The following is a 16,302-nucleotide window of genomic DNA, read 5'->3' as shown; positions in this document are numbered from 1 at the left end:
CGCCATGAATAAGCCCACCCAGCTGGCCCCGACCCCCGGGCAGACCGTCGGCCCGTTCTTCGGCTACGCCCTGCCCTACGCGAAGGACCGCGAGCTCCTGTCGCCCGGATCCCCCGGTTCCATCCGGCTCCAGGGCACCGTTTACGACGGCGCCGGTCACCCCATCCCCGACGCGATCCTGGAAATCTGGCAGGCAGACGGGGATGGCAACGTCCCGCAGCGTACCGGCTCGCTGGTCCGCGACGGCTACACCTTCACGGGCTTCGGCCGCACAGCCGTGGGGAACACCGGCACGTTCACGTTCACCACCGTCAACCCCGGACCCACCGAGGCCGGGGCGGCGCCGTTCATCGCGGTGGCCGTGTTCGCCCGCGGCCTCATGAACCGCCTGTTCACCAGGGTCTACCTGCCCGAGGACGAGGCCGCGCTGGCCCAGGACCGGCTGCTCAGCTCGCTGGACCCGGACCGGCGCCGGACGCTGATCGCGCGGCGGGATCCGGACGGCGGCCTGAACTGGGACATCCGCCTGCAGGGGGACGGCGAAACAGTGTTCCTGGATTTCAGCGACGCCGCAGGTGCCTCGACGTGACTTCCTTCGAGACTGACGGCGAGGTCGACGGCAACACCGGCCTGCACGGTGACGTTGGCCTGCTGAGTCCCGTGTCGGCGTCGCCCCTTGTGGCAGCGTTCACCGGGGATCGTGCAGTGCTCGCGGCCATCCTCCAGGTGGAGGCCGCCTGGGCGGCGGTCTTGGACGACGCCGGCCTCGTCCCGGCCGGGTCCGCCGCGGTGGTGGCGGCCGCCGCGGATGTGCGGCGGTACGACGTCGCGGGCATCGCCGTCCGCGCCCAGGGCGGCGGCAATCCCGTCATCCCGCTGCTTGCGGACCTCCGTGAACAGGTCAGGGACCTCGACGTCGCGCGGCTGGGCGCGGTCCAGGCAGTTCACGCGTCGCTGACCAGCCAGGACGTGCTGGATTCGGCCTTGATGCTGCTGGCTGCCGGGGCTGTGCGCAAGCTGCTTGCCGAGCTCAAGGCGGCAACGTTTGCCCTCGCCGGTCTTGCCGAAGCCCATGCGCACACGCTGTGTGTGGCCCGCAGCCTGACCCAGCACTCGCTGCCGTACAGCTTCGGGCTTCGGGCGGCGCAGTGGTTCAACGGGCTGGCCGCCGCGGCCCGCCGGCTCGAAGCTCTCGAACTGCCCGTGCAGACCGGAGGCGCCGCCGGAACGCTGGCCGCGGGGACTGTGTTGACTGCCGGCGGTGGGTTGACTGCCGGCGGTGCACTGACTCCCCTGGACCTCGCGGACCGGCTGGCCAGCCGCCTGGGTCTCGCGACCGTCCCGGCCCCCTGGCACACCAACCGGCTGGCCGTGACCTCGCTCGGCGACGCGCTGGCGTCAGTGACGGACGCGGCCGGCAAGATGGCCGCGGACGTCCTGTTCCTGAGCCGGCCGGAAGTGGCGGAGCTCGCGGAGCCGCGCGCGGCGGGGCGGGGCGTGTCCTCGGCCATGCCGCAGAAGCAGAACCCCGTGCTGTCCGTGCTGATCCGCAGCGCGGCCCTGCAGTCCCCGGCGCTGGCCGCACAGCTGCACCTCGCGGCCGCCAATTTCAACGACGAACGTCCCGACGGCGCGTGGCACAGCGAATGGGCGGCCCTGCGCGAGCTGCTGCGCCTGGCTCTCGGCGCCGCGGCGCAGCTGCGCGAATTGGCCGAAGGCCTGGAGGTCTTCCCCTCGGCGATGCGCCGCAACCTGGATCTCGCCGGCCCGCTGCTGCTCTCCGAAGCCGTCAACTCCGCCGTCGCGCCGCTTTTGGACACGCACATTTTGAACGAGCACAGCGCCGGGACAGGATCGGGCGGGAACGGGAAACAGCGTCTGCAGGCCGTTGTGGACACAACGCTCCGGGCCCCGGCCGCGGAGCAGGCGGCCACCTACCGGACACTGCTCCGCGCGGCCGTCCCGGAAGACCTCCTCACCGATGCCCGGCTCGAGGAGCTTCTGGACCCGGCCAACTACCTCGGCCAGGCCTCCGACATCTCCCGCCGCATCCTCGCGGCGTATCCGGAATACACCGCCGGCCCGGCCTCATCAGAATACGGCCGTGCCGCCGCCCACCAACTCCAGAACGGAGCTTCCCGTGGCTAGACCCACCGTCAAAGCAGTCCTGCTCTCGCCCCAGCGCGCGCTGGGAGAGAAGCCCCTCCTCATCGTCGGGCCCTCGCTCGGAACATCCTCCCTGGTGTGGAGCCAGGCCGGCGCCGCGCTCGGCGGCGACGTCGACGTCGTTGCCTGGGACCTGCCCGGGCACGGCGTCTCGCCGGCGGCCCAGGAGGCCTTCACGGTCGCTGACCTCGCGGATGCCGTGATCGGCCTGGTCGACTCGATCGCCCCGGGTGCGCGCTTCCACTACGCCGGGGTGTCCCTCGGCGGCGCAACCGGCCTGCAGCTCGGCATCAAGCACGGCGACCGGCTCAAGAGCCTTTCCGTGCAGTGCTCCGGCGCGAAGATCGGCACCCCCGATGGCTGGCTGGAGCGCGCCGAAACCGTGCGCACCCAGGGAACCCCCGTGATGATCCAGGGCTCCGCGCAGCGCTGGTTCGCCCCGGGATTCATGGACAGCCAGCCGGAGCTCAGCAGCCGGCTGCTCCACACGCTCCGGGACGCCGACCGCTTCAGCTACGCCTTCTGCTGCGAGGCCCTGGCCGGCTTCGACGTGCGGGACCAGCTCGGCACCATCCGCGTCCCCACCCAGGTTGTTGCCGGCGTCCTGGACGCCGTAGCGCCGCCGTCGATGGCCCAGGAGGTCGCCGCCGGCATCACCTCCGGCGGCGGCACGGCCACGGCCGTCAGCCTGGAGGGCGTGGCACACCTGGCGCCGTTCGAGGCGCCGGGCCACATCGCCGAACTGCTGAAGAGCCTCATCACCTGGACCGAGTCGCAGGGAGCGGGCGAATGACCGGCCCCGAGCGGACCGGCCCCGAGCGGAACGGGGTAGTCCAGCCCGGCGCCACAAGCCAGGAGATCTACGACGGCGGCATGAAAGTCCGCCGCGAGGTCCTCGGCGCCGCGCATGTGGACCGCGCCAACGCCAACAAGGATTCCTTCACCGAGGACTTCCAGGACATGATCACCCGGATCGCCTGGGGCGGCATCTGGACCCGGCCCGGGATCAGCCGCCAGATGCGCTCGGCCGTCACCCTGACCGCCATGGTGGCGCACGGGCACTGGGAAGAACTGGCCATGCACATTCGCGCCGCCATCACCAACGGCCTGAGCCGGGACGAGATCAAGGAAATCCTGCTCCAGACCGCCATCTACTGCGGGGTCCCCTCGGCCAACACCGCGTTCAAGACCGCCCAGCAGGTGTTCCATTCCATGGACAACACAGAAATGGATTCAAACGCATGAACCAGGCTTTCATCTACGACGCCGTGAGGACGCCTTTTGGCAAGTTCGGTTCCGGCCTCGCCGCCGTCCGCCCGGACGACCTCGCCGCCCACGTGATCCGCGAAATCGTGAAGCGCGCCCCGGACCTCGACGCCGAACGCATCGACGAGGTGGTGTTCGGCAACGCCAACGGCGCGGGTGAGGAAAACCGCAACATCGCCCGGATGGGCACCCTGCTGGCCGGGCTGCCCGTCTCGATCCCCGGCACCACGGTCAACCGGCTCTGCGGCTCCTCGCTGGACGCGGCGATCATCGGCTCCCGGCAGATCAGCACCGGCGACGCCGAACTCATGCTGATCGGCGGCGCTGAGTCCATGTCCCGGGCCCCCTGGGTGCTGCCCAAGACCGAGAAGCCCTACCCGGCCGGGGACCTGACCCTGGCCTCCACCACGCTGGGCTGGCGCCTGGTGAACAAGGCCATGCCGAAGGACTGGACGATTTCCCTGGGCGAGGCCACCGAACGGCTGGCGGAGAAGTACGGCGTGACCCGCGCGGCGCAGGACGAATTCGCCGCGAACTCGCACAACCTCGCCGCCGCAGCCTGGGACGAGGGGTTCTACGACACCCTCGTCGCCCCCGTCCCGGGCACGGACCTGGTCCGCGATGAAGGCATCCGGCCCGGTTCCTCGGCGGAGAAGCTCGCCGGGCTCAAGACCGTGTTCCGGACCGCGAACGGCACCGTCACCGCCGGGAACGCCTCCCCGCTCTCCGACGGCGCCTCCGCGGCCTGGCTGGGGTCCGAGGCCGCCGCCGGGCTGCTGGGCCTGGACCCGCTGGCCCGCATCGCGGGCCGCGGCGCACACGCCAATGACCCCCAGTACTTCGGCTACGCCCCGGTGGAGGCCGCGAACAAGGCCCTCGCGAAGGCCGGCATCGGCTGGGACCAGGTGGGCGCCGTCGAACTGAACGAGGCGTTCGCCGCGCAGTCCCTGGCCTGCATCAATGCCTGGGGCATCGACCCTTCGATCGTGAACCGGCACGGCGGCGCGATCGCGATGGGCCACCCGCTCGGCGCCTCCGGCGGGCGGATCCTGGGCACCCTGGCCCGGAGCCTGCAGGCCTCCGGCGAACGCTGGGGTGTTGCCGCGATCTGCATCGGCGTGGGCCAGGGCCTGGCCGTTGTCCTCGAAAACGTCACTGCCGGCGTGAAGGGTTAGGAAAGATGCTGAATTTCATCGACACCGTGGGCGAGGCCGTCGCCGGGATCAAGGACGGCTCCACCGTGATGATCGGCGGGTTCGGCAACGCCGGCCAGCCGTTCGAACTGATCGACGCGCTGCTGGAGTGCGGCGCCACCGACCTGACCGTGGTGAACAACAACGCCGGCCAGGGCGACCAGGGCCTGGCCCTGCTGATCAAGGAGGGCCGGGTGAGGAAGATGATCTGCTCCTTCCCGCGGCAGTCCGACTCCTGGCACTTCGACGCCAAGTACAAGGCCGGGGATATCGAGCTCGAACTCGTCCCGCAAGGCAACCTGGCCGAGCGGATCCGGGCCGCGGGCGCCGGGATCGGCGGTTTCTTCACGCCCACCGGCTACGGCACCATGCTCGCCGAGGGCAAAGAAACCCGCTTCCTGGACGGCAAGTGGCAGGTCTTCGAAACCCCCATCCACGCCGACGTCGCCCTCATCAAGGCCCTCACGGCCGACGGGGCGGGCAACCTCGTCTACCGCAAGACCGCCCGGAACTTCGGTCCCATCATGGCCGCCGCCGCGAAACACACCATCGCCCAGGTCTCCGGGATCGTCCCGACCGGCGGCCTGGACCCGGAAGTCATCGTGACCCCCGGAATCTACGTCAACAGCATCGTCCGTGTGAACACAGAAAGCGTGGCCTGAGATGAGCATCCAAACGACGATCCAGACCTCCGACAAACCCCTGGGCCGTGACGATCTCGCCCGCCTCGTGGCGCGCGACATCGAGCCCGGATCCTTCGTGAACCTGGGCATCGGCCAGCCCACCCTAGTCTCGAACTACCTCGAACCCGGGCAGAACATCACGCTGCACACCGAGAACGGCATGCTCGGCATGGGCCCGGAAGCCGCCGGGGACCAGATCGACGGCGACCTCATCAACGCCGGCAAGATCCCGGTGACGGAACTGCCGGGGGCGTCCTACTTCCATCACGCGGACTCCTTCGCGATCATGCGCGGCGGGCACCTGGACATCTGCGTGCTCGGCGCCTTCCAGGTCTCCGCCACGGGAGACCTCGCCAACTGGCACACCGGCGCCCCGGACGCGATCCCCGCCGTCGGCGGCGCCATGGACCTCGCCACCGGCGCCAAGGACGTCTTCGTCATGATGACCCTCCTGACCCGCGACGGCGCGTCCAAGATCGTCGAGGCCTGCACCTACCCGCTCACCGGGATCGGCTGCGTGACCCGGGTCTACACGGACAAGGCAGTCTTCCTGACCGGACCCGACGGCGTCCAGGTCCGCGAAACCTTCGGCTGCACCCTCGAGGAACTCCAGGCCATGGTCCCGGTGCCGCTGCGTGCGGCGGCGGACGGAAGCTGACAGCCTGCCCCCGGCCGGCCTGCGCCCGGATAAAGTGATGCGGGACCGAAAGGCGAGAAATGATTGAGCCAGCCAGGAGCGGCGGCGCGCCCGCGGCCAGCGACCAGTACGTGCAGTCGCTGGCGCGTGGGCTCGCGGTGATCCGTGCCTTCGACACGGAACACCCCAAGATGACGCTGACCGAGGTGGCTGCCCGGACGGAACTGACCCGGGCTACGGCCCGGCGGTTCCTGCACACCCTCGTGGAGCTGGGCTATGTCCGCACGGACGGCAAGATCTTCGCCCTGACCGCCAAAGTGCTGCAGCTCGGCTACGCCTACCTGTCCGGGCTGTCCCTGCCGCAGCTCGCCCAACCGCACCTGGAGGAGCTCTCGCTCGAGCTGGGGGAGTCGACGTCGGCAGCGGTGCTGGAGGGCACCGACATCGCCTACATCGCGCGGGTGTCGACCCGGCGGATCATGACGGTGGGCATCACAGTGGGCACCCGCTTCCCCGCCTACGCGACGTCAATGGGCAGGGTGCTGCTGGCGGCCCTGCCCCCGACGAAGCTCGAAGAGTACCTCGCGGCCGCCGACATCCGGCCCCTGACCCCAGGGTCCATCGGAACGCGGGCTGCACTCCTGGCGGAGCTGGACACGGTCCGTGCCCAGGGCTGGTGCCTGCTGGACCAGGAACTGGAGCTGGGACTGATGTCCATTGCGGCGCCGGTCCATGACGGGCCCAAGGTGGTGGCGGCGATCAACGTCTCGCTGCAGGCCCAGACGGTTTCGGCGCAGCCCGATCCTGCTGCCTACCTCGAGGCCGTGCGTGAGGCAACCGTCGCGACGGCGGAACTCATCTCGGAGGACCTGACCTCGGGGCGGTGAAACACGCCCCTGACGGGCGTCCGGGGAGAGCTGTGTCAGGGGGCGGCATCCGGGATGGGCTCTGTTGAAACCGTGATGGTGACGCCCCCGGGTTCGTCACTGATTTTCAGGTGCAGGCCCCGGTCCACTATCGAAGAATGGATGTCCTCGCTGTCTTCGGGGGCGAGCTGTTCGGCCAGCCGCGTGAGCGCCAGGGCCATCGCCCGGCCCCAATCATGGGGATCCATACTCGATGATTCAGCGGTAGCCGAATACTTCTCTGGTTCAGTCATCTGCTCCCACTTTCGGCGTCCGGAGCGCAGGCTCCGGCACATCACGAAACCCAGTCTAGTGAGGCTGTCGAGGGGACGTCCACGATTGGCGCTGGCGTTGAGGAGGTTGCGCGGACACTGCGGCTAGGATTTCACGTTAGGGACCTCTCCCCGCCCCATTGCCTTAAGGACGTCATGACAGAGAACAACACCGCGACGCCGGAGACCCCCGACAACACCGCGCCCCGGCGGGCCGCCGTGGTCATCAACCCCATGAAGTCTCCCGGCGAGAGCTTCCGTGCCTCCTTCTTCCGCCTGTGCGAGACCCAGGGCTGGGCCGAGCCGCTGTGGCTGGAGACCACCAAGGAGGACACTGGGATTGGCCAGGCCCGCGAGGCCCTGGACGCCGGAGTCGACGTCGTCATCGCCGCGGGCGGTGACGGAACCGTCCGCTGCGTGGCGGAGGTCCTCGCGGGCACCGGCACGCCGATGGGCCTGGTGCCTATGGGCACCGGCAACCTGCTGGCCCGCAATCTCGGCGTCGACATCACCGACCCCGTGGCCGCCAGCTACGACGTCCTGAGCGGCACGGACGTCAAGGTGGACGTGGTGAAGGCCAGGCTGGACCACGCCGAGGAAGAGCAAACCTTCCTTGTCATGGCCGGGCTAGGCTACGACGCCGCCATCATGGCCAACACCGTGGACGAACTCAAGGACCGCGTGGGTTGGCTCGCCTATGTCGAAGCGGGGATCCGGCACCTGCCGGGCAAGCCCATCCGGGCGAAGATCAGCATTGACGGCGAGCACGCCGTGCGGCGCCGGATCCGCAGCGTGATGGTGGGCAACTGCGGCAAGATCATGGGTGGCGTGGAGATCTTCCCCAAAGCCAAGATCGACGACGGAATCCTCGACGTCGTGATCCTGGCACCCGTCGGCCGCCTCGGCTGGCTGGGTGTGCTGGCCGGGGTCTTCGGCCGGAACAAGCCCAAGGACGCCTCGGTGGAATACTTTGCCGGAAAGTCAGCCGAGATCGAACTTGCCCACGAGCAGGATTTCCAGCTCGACGGTGACCCGCTCGGCAAGGCCAAGCACCTCAGCGTCACGGTGGAACCCGGCGCCCTCAGCATCCGGATGACGGCCATCTGACCCGCCGCCCGGACTAGTGGGGCCGGGCCCGGTCCGGCGCTCCGCCCGGGCTAGTGTGCGGCCCGGCGGTGCGCCAGGATCTCAGCGAGTTCGGCCAGCCGGTGCGCGCGGGCGGACTCGGCCGGCGTGAACGGCTCGCCGGGCCGGGAAAACGCGATGGGCCCGTGCCACGCAGTCGGGATTTTCAGGACAGTCCCGTCCGGGCCGCTTGGGGACGGCGCCTCGGGGTTGCCGGCGGCCGGTCCTGGCATGATCCGGGCCCGCAGCAGTTCCGCGACGGCCAGGGGCAGCTCCTCGGGGCTGGCGGCGATCCGGGCGGCCAGGCTCAGGGCACCGGTCTGCCCGTCGGCCATGGCCAGGGCGGTGGTGGGCCAGACGTGCGGATCCGCTCCGCCGCCCGCCCGCAGTGCCCGGAGCAGCTCGGCTTCGCGGACTTCACCCGGTGCCGAGAGCACAAACTCGTCCAGCACGCCGCCAGCCACGGGGTGGACATGAATGCTGAGGATGTTCGTGTTGAGTCCGGCCAGGGTCTGCGTCAGTTTTTGCAGCGATCCGGGCCTGTCCTTCAGGACGGTCCGCGCCCGCCACAGGGCAGGTGCAGCGACAAGCCGTTTGCGGTGGCGCAGGGCCGGAGCGTGCAGCCAGCTTCTGAGCATCCGGGCCGCCGAGGGTTCGGCCACCCAGATCACCAGGATGGTCGCGGTCATGGTCAGCACCAGGACCTTGGCAACGTACGGCAGGTGTGTTTCCACCACCGCCGCGTGCACCAGCAATTCGATCGGAAGCATCACGGCGATGTTGGCCAGGGTCAGCCGCGCCTTGGTCGGTTCGGGCATCTGGCCGCACACTTCGCAGCGCAGCTCGGACGTGGCCGGGGGCCGGGTCTTGCCCGGTGTTTTGCCTGGTGTTTTGGCCGGGGTCTTGCCTGGGGTCTTGCCTTCGGCGGTGCGCGTCATGCTCCCATGATTCCGGCCCCCTGTTTCGGCCGGATTGCCGCCTCGTGACGGTTTCGAACCAGCGCTGGAAAAGGCGCCTGCCTGGGCAGTGCAGCTAGCGCGTGGCGGCGTGGCGCGGACTGTCCTCGTCCACGAAGTCCGCCGCGTTTCCTACCGTATGGTCCACCGCGTTACCGTATTTCTCAACCGTCTTCTCGACGCCGGTGCGGCCGCCGTCGTGTTCCGTGCCGGCCAGTGTGCTGAGCAGGTCCCGGATCTCGGCCAGCAGCGCGGTGTCGGCCGGAATCGGCTCTTCCTCGGGCTCGGCTGCGCCGAGCCGGCTCTTGACCATGCGGTTGATCCGGTTCATGGGTGCCACGAAGATGAAGTAGACCACCGCGGCGGTGATGAGGAACGTCATGAAGGCCGTCACGACGGCGCCGATGTTGACGAAGGTCTTGTCGTTGCCTGGCCAGACGAAAAAGCCCAGGCCATGGGTCTCGACGCCGCCGGCCGCGGCGAGGACCGGGTTGACGATGTTTGACGTGAAGGCGCTGACCAAAGCAGTAAATGCGGTGCCGACCACGACGGCGATGGACAGTTCGATCACGTTGCCGCGCAGGATGAAATCCTTGAAGCCTTTGAGCATGGGGAACCTCCGGTTGTTTGCGTGATTCAACCGCTAGACGCTACCACCTCACGGTACGCCGAGCCGATCCCGATCAACGGGATTCGGTGCGTCAGCCGTTGGGGTTCCGGAGTAACATCCGTCGTGGATGCCAGTGACGCCGTCGTACCACTCCGACCGCTGCGAAAGGGGCCCCCACCCGTGAAGGCAAGCCCATGAATACATGCCATGAAGCCGTACGGCCGTGGACCGGGCGCCGTGACGTTGGCCCCGTGGGGTGGGCGCCGTGAAGATGTTCGCCGAGATGCTCACCATCGCGCCGGCCAACAAGGACCACCAGGTTGCCCTGCGCTGCGCCGTCGGCGTCTTCGTTCCGCTGATCACCCTGGTACTGCTGGACCGCCTCGACCTGGCAATCTTTGCCTCCTTCGGCGCCTTCACCGGAATCTATGGCCGGAATGAGCCGCACGCCAGGCGGCTGAGCCTCCAGGTGCGGGCCGGTGGCCTGATGCTCCTGGTGATGTTCCTGGCCGCCCTCACCGCGCGCGTGGACGCTCTTGCCGGGCTTTCGGCGGCAGGCACCACCTGGGTCCTGGTCGGGACCACAACGGTAGTGGCCGGCGCCTGTTCCCTCGTGGTCGCGTTGTGGCGCCTTCGCCCCTCCGGCTCGCTCTTCCATATCTTCGCGTTCGCGGCCATCGCCTCAATCCCGAACCAGCCGCCGTTGTGGCAGGCCATGCTGGTGGCGGTGCTCACGGCCGCGTTCTCCCTGCTCATCGGACAGTCATCGCGTGTGGCCAGGAGCCGCCGGACCCCGTGGGTGTGGCCGGAACCCGTGAGGCTGACGCCGGCTGAGAAGCGCGCCGCGTGGCAGGAAAGTGCGGGCTACCTCGTGGCGGCAGGCCTGGCAGGCACACTGGGAACCCTCGCCGGCGAATGGCTCGGGGTTGGCCACAACTACTGGGCGATGGTGGCCGCCGTCGTCCCGCTCGTGGGTCACACCACGCGGCACCGCGTCAGCCGGGGCCTGCAGCGCATCGCCGGCACCGCCCTGGGCCTGGTCCTGCTCGCCGGGATCCTGCTCCTGCAGCCGAACCCCTGGCAGACAGTGCTGGTGATCGCCGCGTGCCAGTTCGGGGCCGAAATGTTCATCGCGCGGCAGTACATGCTGGCGCAGGTCTTTGTCACGCCCCTGGCCCTGACGTCGACGCTGCTCGTCGCGCCCATCCCGCCGGGCATCCTGCTCCGCGACAGAATCATCGAGACGATCATCGGCGCCGCCGTCGGCATCGCCGTCGTGCTGGCGCCCGGCGCATGGCGACGCCTGGCGGGCCGCCGGGAAGCGGGGACCCCCGGGCGCCTGCGCTAGGAGCGCCCGACGCCGGCGCCGGTGCGGGACACTGCCGCGACGGTCTGCGGGACGAAGGCGAGGGCGAGGACAGCCAGGACCGCGGCGGCGGCGAAAACGTAGAAGCCCCACGGGTAGGCAATGCCGGCGGCCACGAGTGCGCCGGTGACCGCCGGGCCCAAAATGGCTCCCAGCCTGCCCACGCCGGCGGCGAAGCCCAGTGCGGTGCCGCGCAGCCGGACCGGGAAGAGCTGGCTGACCCAGGCGTAGACCAGGACCTGGGAGCTGAAGACGAAGACGCCGGTGACAAACACGGCGGCATAGAGGACGAGTTCGTTCTGGATCTGGATGCTGAGCGCGGCGAGGAACACGGCGGAGAGGCCAAACCAGAGCAGAACGATCCTCTTGGTGCCGTGCCGGTCCGCCAGGACCCCGGCGATCAATAGGCCCACCACAGCGCCCACGTTGAGGACCAGGAGCAAGGCGAGGCCGGCATTCAGGCTGTAGCCGGCGGAGGCCATGAGCTGCGGCAGCCAGGTGTTCAGGCCGTAGACCAGCAGCAGGCCCATGAAGGACGCCACAGCCACGCCGGCTGCGATCAGCGGGTAGGGCTTGCGGCGCAGATCCCGGAAGCTGGCGCGTTCTTCGGCGGCCGGGGCCGCGGCCTCGGCGGGGTTGCCAGCCCGGGCAGGGCTGCCGGCCTGGACTGTGCCGGCCAGGGCCGGGGCCTTGGCGGCTGCGGGGATGTGGTGCACCGGCGGCAGGGTCTCCGGCAGCTTGAACCACAGGAAGGGGACCAGGGCAAAACCGGCCAGGCCACCCACTACAAACATGGTCCGCCAGCTTGGGATCACCATGAGGGCCAGGAACGCGGTAGCCACGGCTCCGACGTGGTAACCGGTCATGGTCCGGGTGGTGGACTTTCCGGCCGTTCCGGCAGGTGCGTAGTCGTTCATGTAGGCCAGTGCGGCGGGCAGGCAGGCGCCCAGGCCCAGGCCGGCCAGCAGCCGGAACGTGCTGAACAATGCCACGTTGGGTGCGAAGACGACGGCGATGGTGAAGATGGAGAACCACGTCACGCAGGCCACCAGCAGGTTCCGCCGGCCCAGGCGGTCCGAGAGCGGGGCGATGAAGAGTGCGCCGAGCCCCACGCCCACCAGGGAGATGGTTGCCGCGAACGTTGCCCCGACTGCGTCGAAACCAAGTTCCTGCGACTTGATGAGGGTCGGAATGACGGTGCCGAGGACCACCAGGTCAAAGCCGTCCAGCACCATGGCCAGCCAGCAGAGCCACACGGGCCACCGTGATTTGTTTTCCAATGACGACATTGACATTGCTACCTCAGCGCTAGTATTTACGTGATTCCGTGTGCCCGGCCGGTGCCGGCCGGCCTCTTCCTATTGTGAGAGTTCTATCACCCGAGGGTGTTGCGTGGGACACTTAAAACCATTCAACGGAAGGGGCATGGTGGCCAATTCGAACTCCGGCGACTCAGTGGTGGACCGCGTCCTGCGGCTGATCGCCGCTTTCCCGGAGGGTGTCACGGCATTGCAGCTCTCGGAGTTGGCCGCGAGGGCGCAACTTCCCGTGACCACTGCGCACCGGCTGGTCCGGCAGCTTGCAGGACACGGACTGCTCGACGTCGGCCCCGGCGGCTCGGTCAGCCTGGGCCTTCGGCTCTGGGAACTCGCCAACCGCAGTTCGCCCACGCTTGAGCTCCGCCAGGCGGCCCTGCCGTTCATGGAGGACATCCAGCAGGTGCTGAACCAAAACGTGAATCTTGCCGTGCTGGACGGCGCTGAAGTGCTCTTCGTGGAGCGGCTGTCCCGCCGGGGCTCCGCAGTCAACCGTGCGCAGGTGGCCGGCCGGATGCCCGTGCACGTGTCCTCCGCAGGACTGGTGCTGATGGCCAACCAGCCCCGCACGGTCCAGGCCGAGTACCTCGAAGAGTTCAGTGACCCGGCCGGGAGGCTGGCCGCTGCCGACCTCCGCAGCCTCCTTGATGAGGCCGTCCGCCAGGGCTATGCGCAGCTGGCCGGCGTCGTAGATCCGGACACGTGGGGGATTGCCGTCCCCGTGCTGGACCGCCGGAAGCGGGCTGTGGCGGCCCTCGGCGTCGTCGTTCCACTCCGGGAGATGCGCCTGCAGGCGCTGGTCCCAGCCCTCCAGACCGCAGCCCGCGGCATCGGGCGGCGGCTTGGCGAGCCCCGCGAGACCGTCGGATTCCATTCAACGGCATCCGTGTAACGGGCATCACGCCTGCGGGAGCACACTGTTAGCCGGACCACGAATACGGCTCCGGGCCCGCCCGGACCCCGCGACGAAGCGAGACGCACATGGCACAGCGGAAAGTCATCACCACCCAGGTAGCGATCATGGGTGCCGGCCCGGCCGGGCTCATGCTGTCCCACCTGCTGGCCAAGGCCGGCATCGAATCCACCGTCGTCGAACTCCGCAGCCACCAGGAGATCTCCGAAACGGTCCGCGCCGGCATCCTGGAGCACGGCTCGGTCAACCTGCTCGTTGACAGCGGTGTCTCCGACCGCGTGCTGCGCGACGGCGACCGCCACGACGGCATCGAACTGCGCTTCAATGGTGAAAGCCACCGGATCGACTTTCAGGACCTCGTCGGCGAATCGGTCTGGCTCTACCCGCAGACGGATGTGTTCCTGGATCTCTCGGCACGCCGGAAGGCCGACGGCGGGGACGTCAGGTACGGGGTCAAGGAGGCCACCGTCCATGACATCGAGGCCGAGCCCAAGGTCTGGTTCACGGATGAGGACGGCATCGAATACGAGCTCCAGGCCGACTTCATCGCCGGCGCGGACGGTTCACGCAGCCACTGCCGCCAGCAGATCCCCGAGGCGCGGCGCAAACGGTACTTCCACGAATATCCCTTCGCCTGGTTCGGCATCCTGGCCGAGGCGCCGCGCAGCTCAGACGAGCTGATCTACGCCAACTCGGAGAACGGCTTCGCCCTGATCAGCCAGCGCACCGAGACGGTCCAGCGGATGTACTTCCAGTGCGACCCCAACGAGGACGTCAACAACTGGGACGAAGACCGCATCTGGGACGCCTTCCGGAGCCGCGTCAACGGCAACGGCTTCGAGGTGAAGGAAGGACCCGTGATCGACAAGACCGTCCTGAAATTCCGCAGCTTTGTCCAGGCCCCCATGCGGCACGGCAAGCTGTTCCTCGCCGGCGACGCCGCGCACACGGTGCCGCCCACCGGGGCCAAGGGGTTGAACCTGGCGCTGAACGACGTCAAAGTCCTCTTCGAAGGATTCGACAGCTTCTATTCCACCGGCTCAACCGCGCTCCTGGATGCCTACAGCGACCGTGCCGTTGGCAGGGTGTGGAAGGCCCAGCAGTTCTCCTACTGGATGACTTCCATGCTGCACACGGCCGCCGACGCCGACGACTTTTCCCGTGCCCGCCAGCTTGGCGAGCTCCAGTCCGTGGTGTCATCCCGCCATGGTCGCGCCTATCTCGCGGAGGCTTACACGGGCTGGCCGGACGCGCGTTAGGGCCCTGCCCGGCGTCCTGCCGGAAGGTCCTGCGGCGATGCATTTTTCCATCGACAGCCACCGGGGCCAGGACTACCCTTGAACCGTCCCAGCATGACCCGACAAAGATGACGGAGAGGTGCACGATCATGGGAACCGCAGAGAATGTTGAACTGGTCCGACGCGGGTACACGGCCTTCAACGCAGGGGATATGGCGACCCTCAGCGAAATGTTCGCGGAGGACGCAGTCTGGCACGTTGCCGGAAGCGGCGTGCTGTCCGGAACCAAGCAGGGCCGGGACGCGATCCTGGCGTACTTCGGGGAACTGGGAGCGCGCACCCAGGGTTCCTTCCAGGCAGACCTCGAGGACATCGTCGGCGGGGAAAACTACACGGTCGCCATCCAGAAAACCCGCGCACAAAACAACGGCAAGACCTTGGACATGGCCACCGTCATCACGTTTGTGGTCCGCGACGGAAAGATCAGGGAAGGGCGGGAGTTCTTCGAGGATACGGCCAAGGCAGACGATTTCTGGACCTGACCAAACAACCCGTCCGGCCGAACTTAGTCCTGATCCAGTGTCTCGGTGAGGTGGTGCGTCGGAATCCGGTCCCGGTCATAGGTGATTTCGGTGTATCCGTGCGGCTCCGGCTTCCCGGTGGGGCTCAGGTTCACGAATATGATCTCCTCAATCGTGAGGATGCTTCGCCGCGTGATCATGTTCCGGACCTCGGCGCGCATGGTCAGCGACGTCCGGCCGAAGCGGGTAGCGGTCAGGCCCATTTCGATCAGGTCGCCCTGGACGGCGGAGCTGACGAAGTTGATTTCCGAGATGTACTTGGTGACGGCCCGGCCGTTGCCCAGCTGCAGGATGGCGTAAATGGCAGCCTCTTCGTCGATCCACTTCAGCAGGCTCCCGCCAAACAGGGTGCCATTGGCGTTGAGGTCCTCTGGCCGCACCCATTTGCGGGTGCGGAAAGTGATGTCGGCCGATTCCATAGTGCGAGGCTAGCCCACTCCGTGACGGACCGGCGTTCTGTGACGGTGCCGGTTGACGGTGCCGGTCTGCGGTGCAGCGTGGCCTTACGCCATGGCGGTGTGAGCGGCGCTGTGCGAATCGATCGGCTTCGCGTAGCAGTATGAGTGCGCCACGCCGATATACGGTCCGAAGTTCGGCACCGAGACGAAGCCCGAGTTCTCGTAGAACTGCCGTCCGTCGGTCTGCACCGAGCCAGCCTCCGCAGTCAGTGTGGTGATCCCCAGCGCGTGGGCGTGGGCTTCGAGGGCCGCCAGGATGGAGCTCGCCACACCAGAGCCCCGGGTGTAGGGCAGCACGTAGAGGCGTTTGATTTCGGCCGTCCGGGCGTCCAGCATGCGAAGCCCTCCGCAGCCCACCGGCTGGCCGGAAGCCTTGTCATGTGCCACCAGGAACACCGCCGTGTCCGCTTCCGACGGCGGCGGGCCGGGTTCGTGGTCGGGTCGGCCGAAGCGGGCCTCGAGTTCCGCCTGCTGGGCGGCCCTTAGGTCCGCGCCGACCGGGTTCGCCCAAGTGACCTGACGGATGTTGAGCCGCGGGTTGGTCTGCATGACTGCCTCGATTCGCCGAAGTGTTATGCAGTCTAAGGCTAGGCACCAGCGGTTTCGGCTGTGTTTCC

General features: G+C 68.3%; 19 protein-coding genes. 13 read left to right on the top strand and 6 right to left on the bottom strand.

Going from position 1 to position 16,302, the window contains the following annotated elements; genetic code table 11:
• Positions 1 to 4: 4 nt before the first annotated feature.
• Genes pcaG through ACFVTM_RS00280 form a run of 8 tightly spaced genes read left to right on the top strand, consistent with a single transcriptional unit; the run spans position 5 to position 6,832 of the window.
• The gene (gene pcaG, locus ACFVTM_RS00315) at positions 5 to 589 is read left to right on the top strand and encodes a protocatechuate 3,4-dioxygenase subunit alpha (protein ID WP_390201333.1); all 585 of its coding nucleotides are present in this window, start codon (positions 5 to 7) and stop codon (positions 587 to 589) included.
• A complete protein-coding gene (locus ACFVTM_RS00310; RefSeq protein WP_390201332.1) occupies positions 586 to 2,148 on the top strand; it encodes a lyase family protein in 1,563 nt (520 codons plus the stop codon). Before pcaG ends, ACFVTM_RS00310 begins: the two co-directional genes overlap by 4 nt.
• The gene (locus ACFVTM_RS00305) at positions 2,141 to 2,959 is read left to right on the top strand and encodes an alpha/beta fold hydrolase (RefSeq protein ID WP_390201331.1); all 819 of its coding nucleotides are present in this window, start codon (positions 2,141 to 2,143) and stop codon (positions 2,957 to 2,959) included. Before ACFVTM_RS00310 ends, ACFVTM_RS00305 begins: the two co-directional genes overlap by 8 nt.
• Positions 2,956 to 3,411 carry a 4-carboxymuconolactone decarboxylase gene (gene pcaC / locus ACFVTM_RS00300; protein WP_390201330.1) on the top strand — a complete coding sequence of 152 codons (456 nt, stop codon included), beginning with the start codon at positions 2,956 to 2,958 and terminating at the stop codon, positions 3,409 to 3,411. The genes ACFVTM_RS00305 and pcaC overlap by 4 nt, the downstream gene beginning before the upstream one ends.
• Positions 3,408 to 4,607, top strand: coding sequence for a thiolase family protein (locus ACFVTM_RS00295; protein WP_390201329.1), 1,200 nt, complete (start codon positions 3,408 to 3,410; stop codon positions 4,605 to 4,607). The genes pcaC and ACFVTM_RS00295 overlap by 4 nt, the downstream gene beginning before the upstream one ends.
• Before the next feature lie 5 nt (positions 4,608 to 4,612).
• The gene (locus tag ACFVTM_RS00290) at positions 4,613 to 5,287 is read left to right on the top strand and encodes a 3-oxoacid CoA-transferase subunit A (protein ID WP_390201328.1); all 675 of its coding nucleotides are present in this window, start codon (positions 4,613 to 4,615) and stop codon (positions 5,285 to 5,287) included.
• Between the two features lies 1 nt (position 5,288).
• Positions 5,289 to 5,966 carry a 3-oxoacid CoA-transferase subunit B gene (locus ACFVTM_RS00285; RefSeq protein ID WP_390201327.1) on the top strand — a complete coding sequence of 226 codons (678 nt, stop codon included), beginning with the start codon at positions 5,289 to 5,291 and terminating at the stop codon, positions 5,964 to 5,966.
• Positions 5,967 to 6,025: 59 nt separating this feature from the next.
• Positions 6,026 to 6,832: an IclR family transcriptional regulator C-terminal domain-containing protein gene (locus ACFVTM_RS00280; protein ID WP_390201326.1), complete on the top strand. Its 807-nt coding sequence runs from the start codon at positions 6,026 to 6,028 to the stop codon at positions 6,830 to 6,832.
• A gap of 35 nt (positions 6,833 to 6,867) precedes the next feature.
• Here ACFVTM_RS00280 and ACFVTM_RS00275 read toward each other — a convergent pair whose 3' ends face one another.
• Positions 6,868 to 7,059, bottom strand: a complete 192-nt coding sequence (locus tag ACFVTM_RS00275) for a hypothetical protein (RefSeq protein ID WP_390201324.1) — start codon at positions 7,057 to 7,059, stop codon at positions 6,868 to 6,870.
• A 219-nt stretch (positions 7,060 to 7,278) separates the two neighbouring features.
• Here ACFVTM_RS00275 and ACFVTM_RS00270 point away from each other — a divergent pair, with 219 nt between their 5' ends.
• Positions 7,279 to 8,229, top strand: coding sequence for a diacylglycerol/lipid kinase family protein (locus ACFVTM_RS00270; RefSeq protein ID WP_390201323.1), 951 nt, complete (start codon positions 7,279 to 7,281; stop codon positions 8,227 to 8,229).
• 50 nt (positions 8,230 to 8,279) lie between these two features.
• Here ACFVTM_RS00270 and ACFVTM_RS00265 read toward each other — a convergent pair whose 3' ends face one another.
• Positions 8,280 to 9,065, bottom strand: coding sequence for an ACT domain-containing protein (locus tag ACFVTM_RS00265; RefSeq protein WP_390202077.1), 786 nt, complete (start codon positions 9,063 to 9,065; stop codon positions 8,280 to 8,282).
• Between the two features lie 214 nt (positions 9,066 to 9,279).
• Positions 9,280 to 9,813 carry a large conductance mechanosensitive channel protein MscL gene (gene mscL / locus ACFVTM_RS00260; protein ID WP_390201322.1) on the bottom strand — a complete coding sequence of 178 codons (534 nt, stop codon included), beginning with the start codon at positions 9,811 to 9,813 and terminating at the stop codon, positions 9,280 to 9,282.
• 265 nt (positions 9,814 to 10,078) lie between these two features.
• Between mscL and ACFVTM_RS00255 the strand changes: the two genes are divergently transcribed.
• A complete protein-coding gene (locus ACFVTM_RS00255; protein WP_390201321.1) occupies positions 10,079 to 11,161 on the top strand; it encodes an FUSC family protein in 1,083 nt (360 codons plus the stop codon).
• Here ACFVTM_RS00255 and ACFVTM_RS00250 read toward each other — a convergent pair.
• On the bottom strand, positions 11,158 to 12,474 hold the full coding sequence (locus tag ACFVTM_RS00250; RefSeq protein ID WP_390201320.1) for an MFS transporter: 1,317 nt from the start codon (positions 12,472 to 12,474) through the stop codon (positions 11,158 to 11,160). The two genes, ACFVTM_RS00255 and ACFVTM_RS00250, sit on opposite strands and share 4 nt — an antisense overlap.
• 133 nt (positions 12,475 to 12,607) lie before the next feature.
• On the opposite strand from ACFVTM_RS00250, the gene ACFVTM_RS00245 reads away from it, so the two are divergent.
• From ACFVTM_RS00245 to ACFVTM_RS00235, 3 genes are all read left to right on the top strand, one after another.
• On the top strand, positions 12,608 to 13,387 hold the full coding sequence (locus ACFVTM_RS00245; protein ID WP_390202076.1) for an IclR family transcriptional regulator: 780 nt from the start codon (positions 12,608 to 12,610) through the stop codon (positions 13,385 to 13,387).
• An 89-nt stretch (positions 13,388 to 13,476) separates the two neighbouring features.
• Positions 13,477 to 14,667, top strand: a complete 1,191-nt coding sequence (locus ACFVTM_RS00240; protein WP_390201319.1) for a 4-hydroxybenzoate 3-monooxygenase — start codon at positions 13,477 to 13,479, stop codon at positions 14,665 to 14,667.
• 128 nt (positions 14,668 to 14,795) lie between these two features.
• Positions 14,796 to 15,188 (top strand): nuclear transport factor 2 family protein, encoded by a 393-nt coding sequence (locus ACFVTM_RS00235; RefSeq protein WP_390201318.1) that lies wholly within the window; start codon positions 14,796 to 14,798, stop codon positions 15,186 to 15,188.
• Between the two features lie 23 nt (positions 15,189 to 15,211).
• On the opposite strand, the gene ACFVTM_RS00230 is transcribed toward ACFVTM_RS00235, so the two are convergent.
• Positions 15,212 to 15,646, bottom strand: a complete 435-nt coding sequence (locus ACFVTM_RS00230; protein WP_390201317.1) for an acyl-CoA thioesterase — start codon at positions 15,644 to 15,646, stop codon at positions 15,212 to 15,214.
• An 84-nt stretch (positions 15,647 to 15,730) separates the two neighbouring features.
• Positions 15,731 to 16,234: a GNAT family N-acetyltransferase gene (locus tag ACFVTM_RS00225; protein WP_390201315.1), complete on the bottom strand. Its 504-nt coding sequence runs from the start codon at positions 16,232 to 16,234 to the stop codon at positions 15,731 to 15,733.
• Between the last annotated feature and the right edge of the window lie 68 nt (positions 16,235 to 16,302).

It is taken from the genome of Arthrobacter sp. NPDC058130 (assembly GCF_042884475.1).
Taxonomy (GTDB): domain Bacteria; phylum Actinomycetota; class Actinomycetes; order Actinomycetales; family Micrococcaceae; genus Arthrobacter.
The sequence above is the reverse complement of the archived record's forward strand: the minus strand, read 5'-3'. Positions and strand labels throughout refer to the sequence as shown.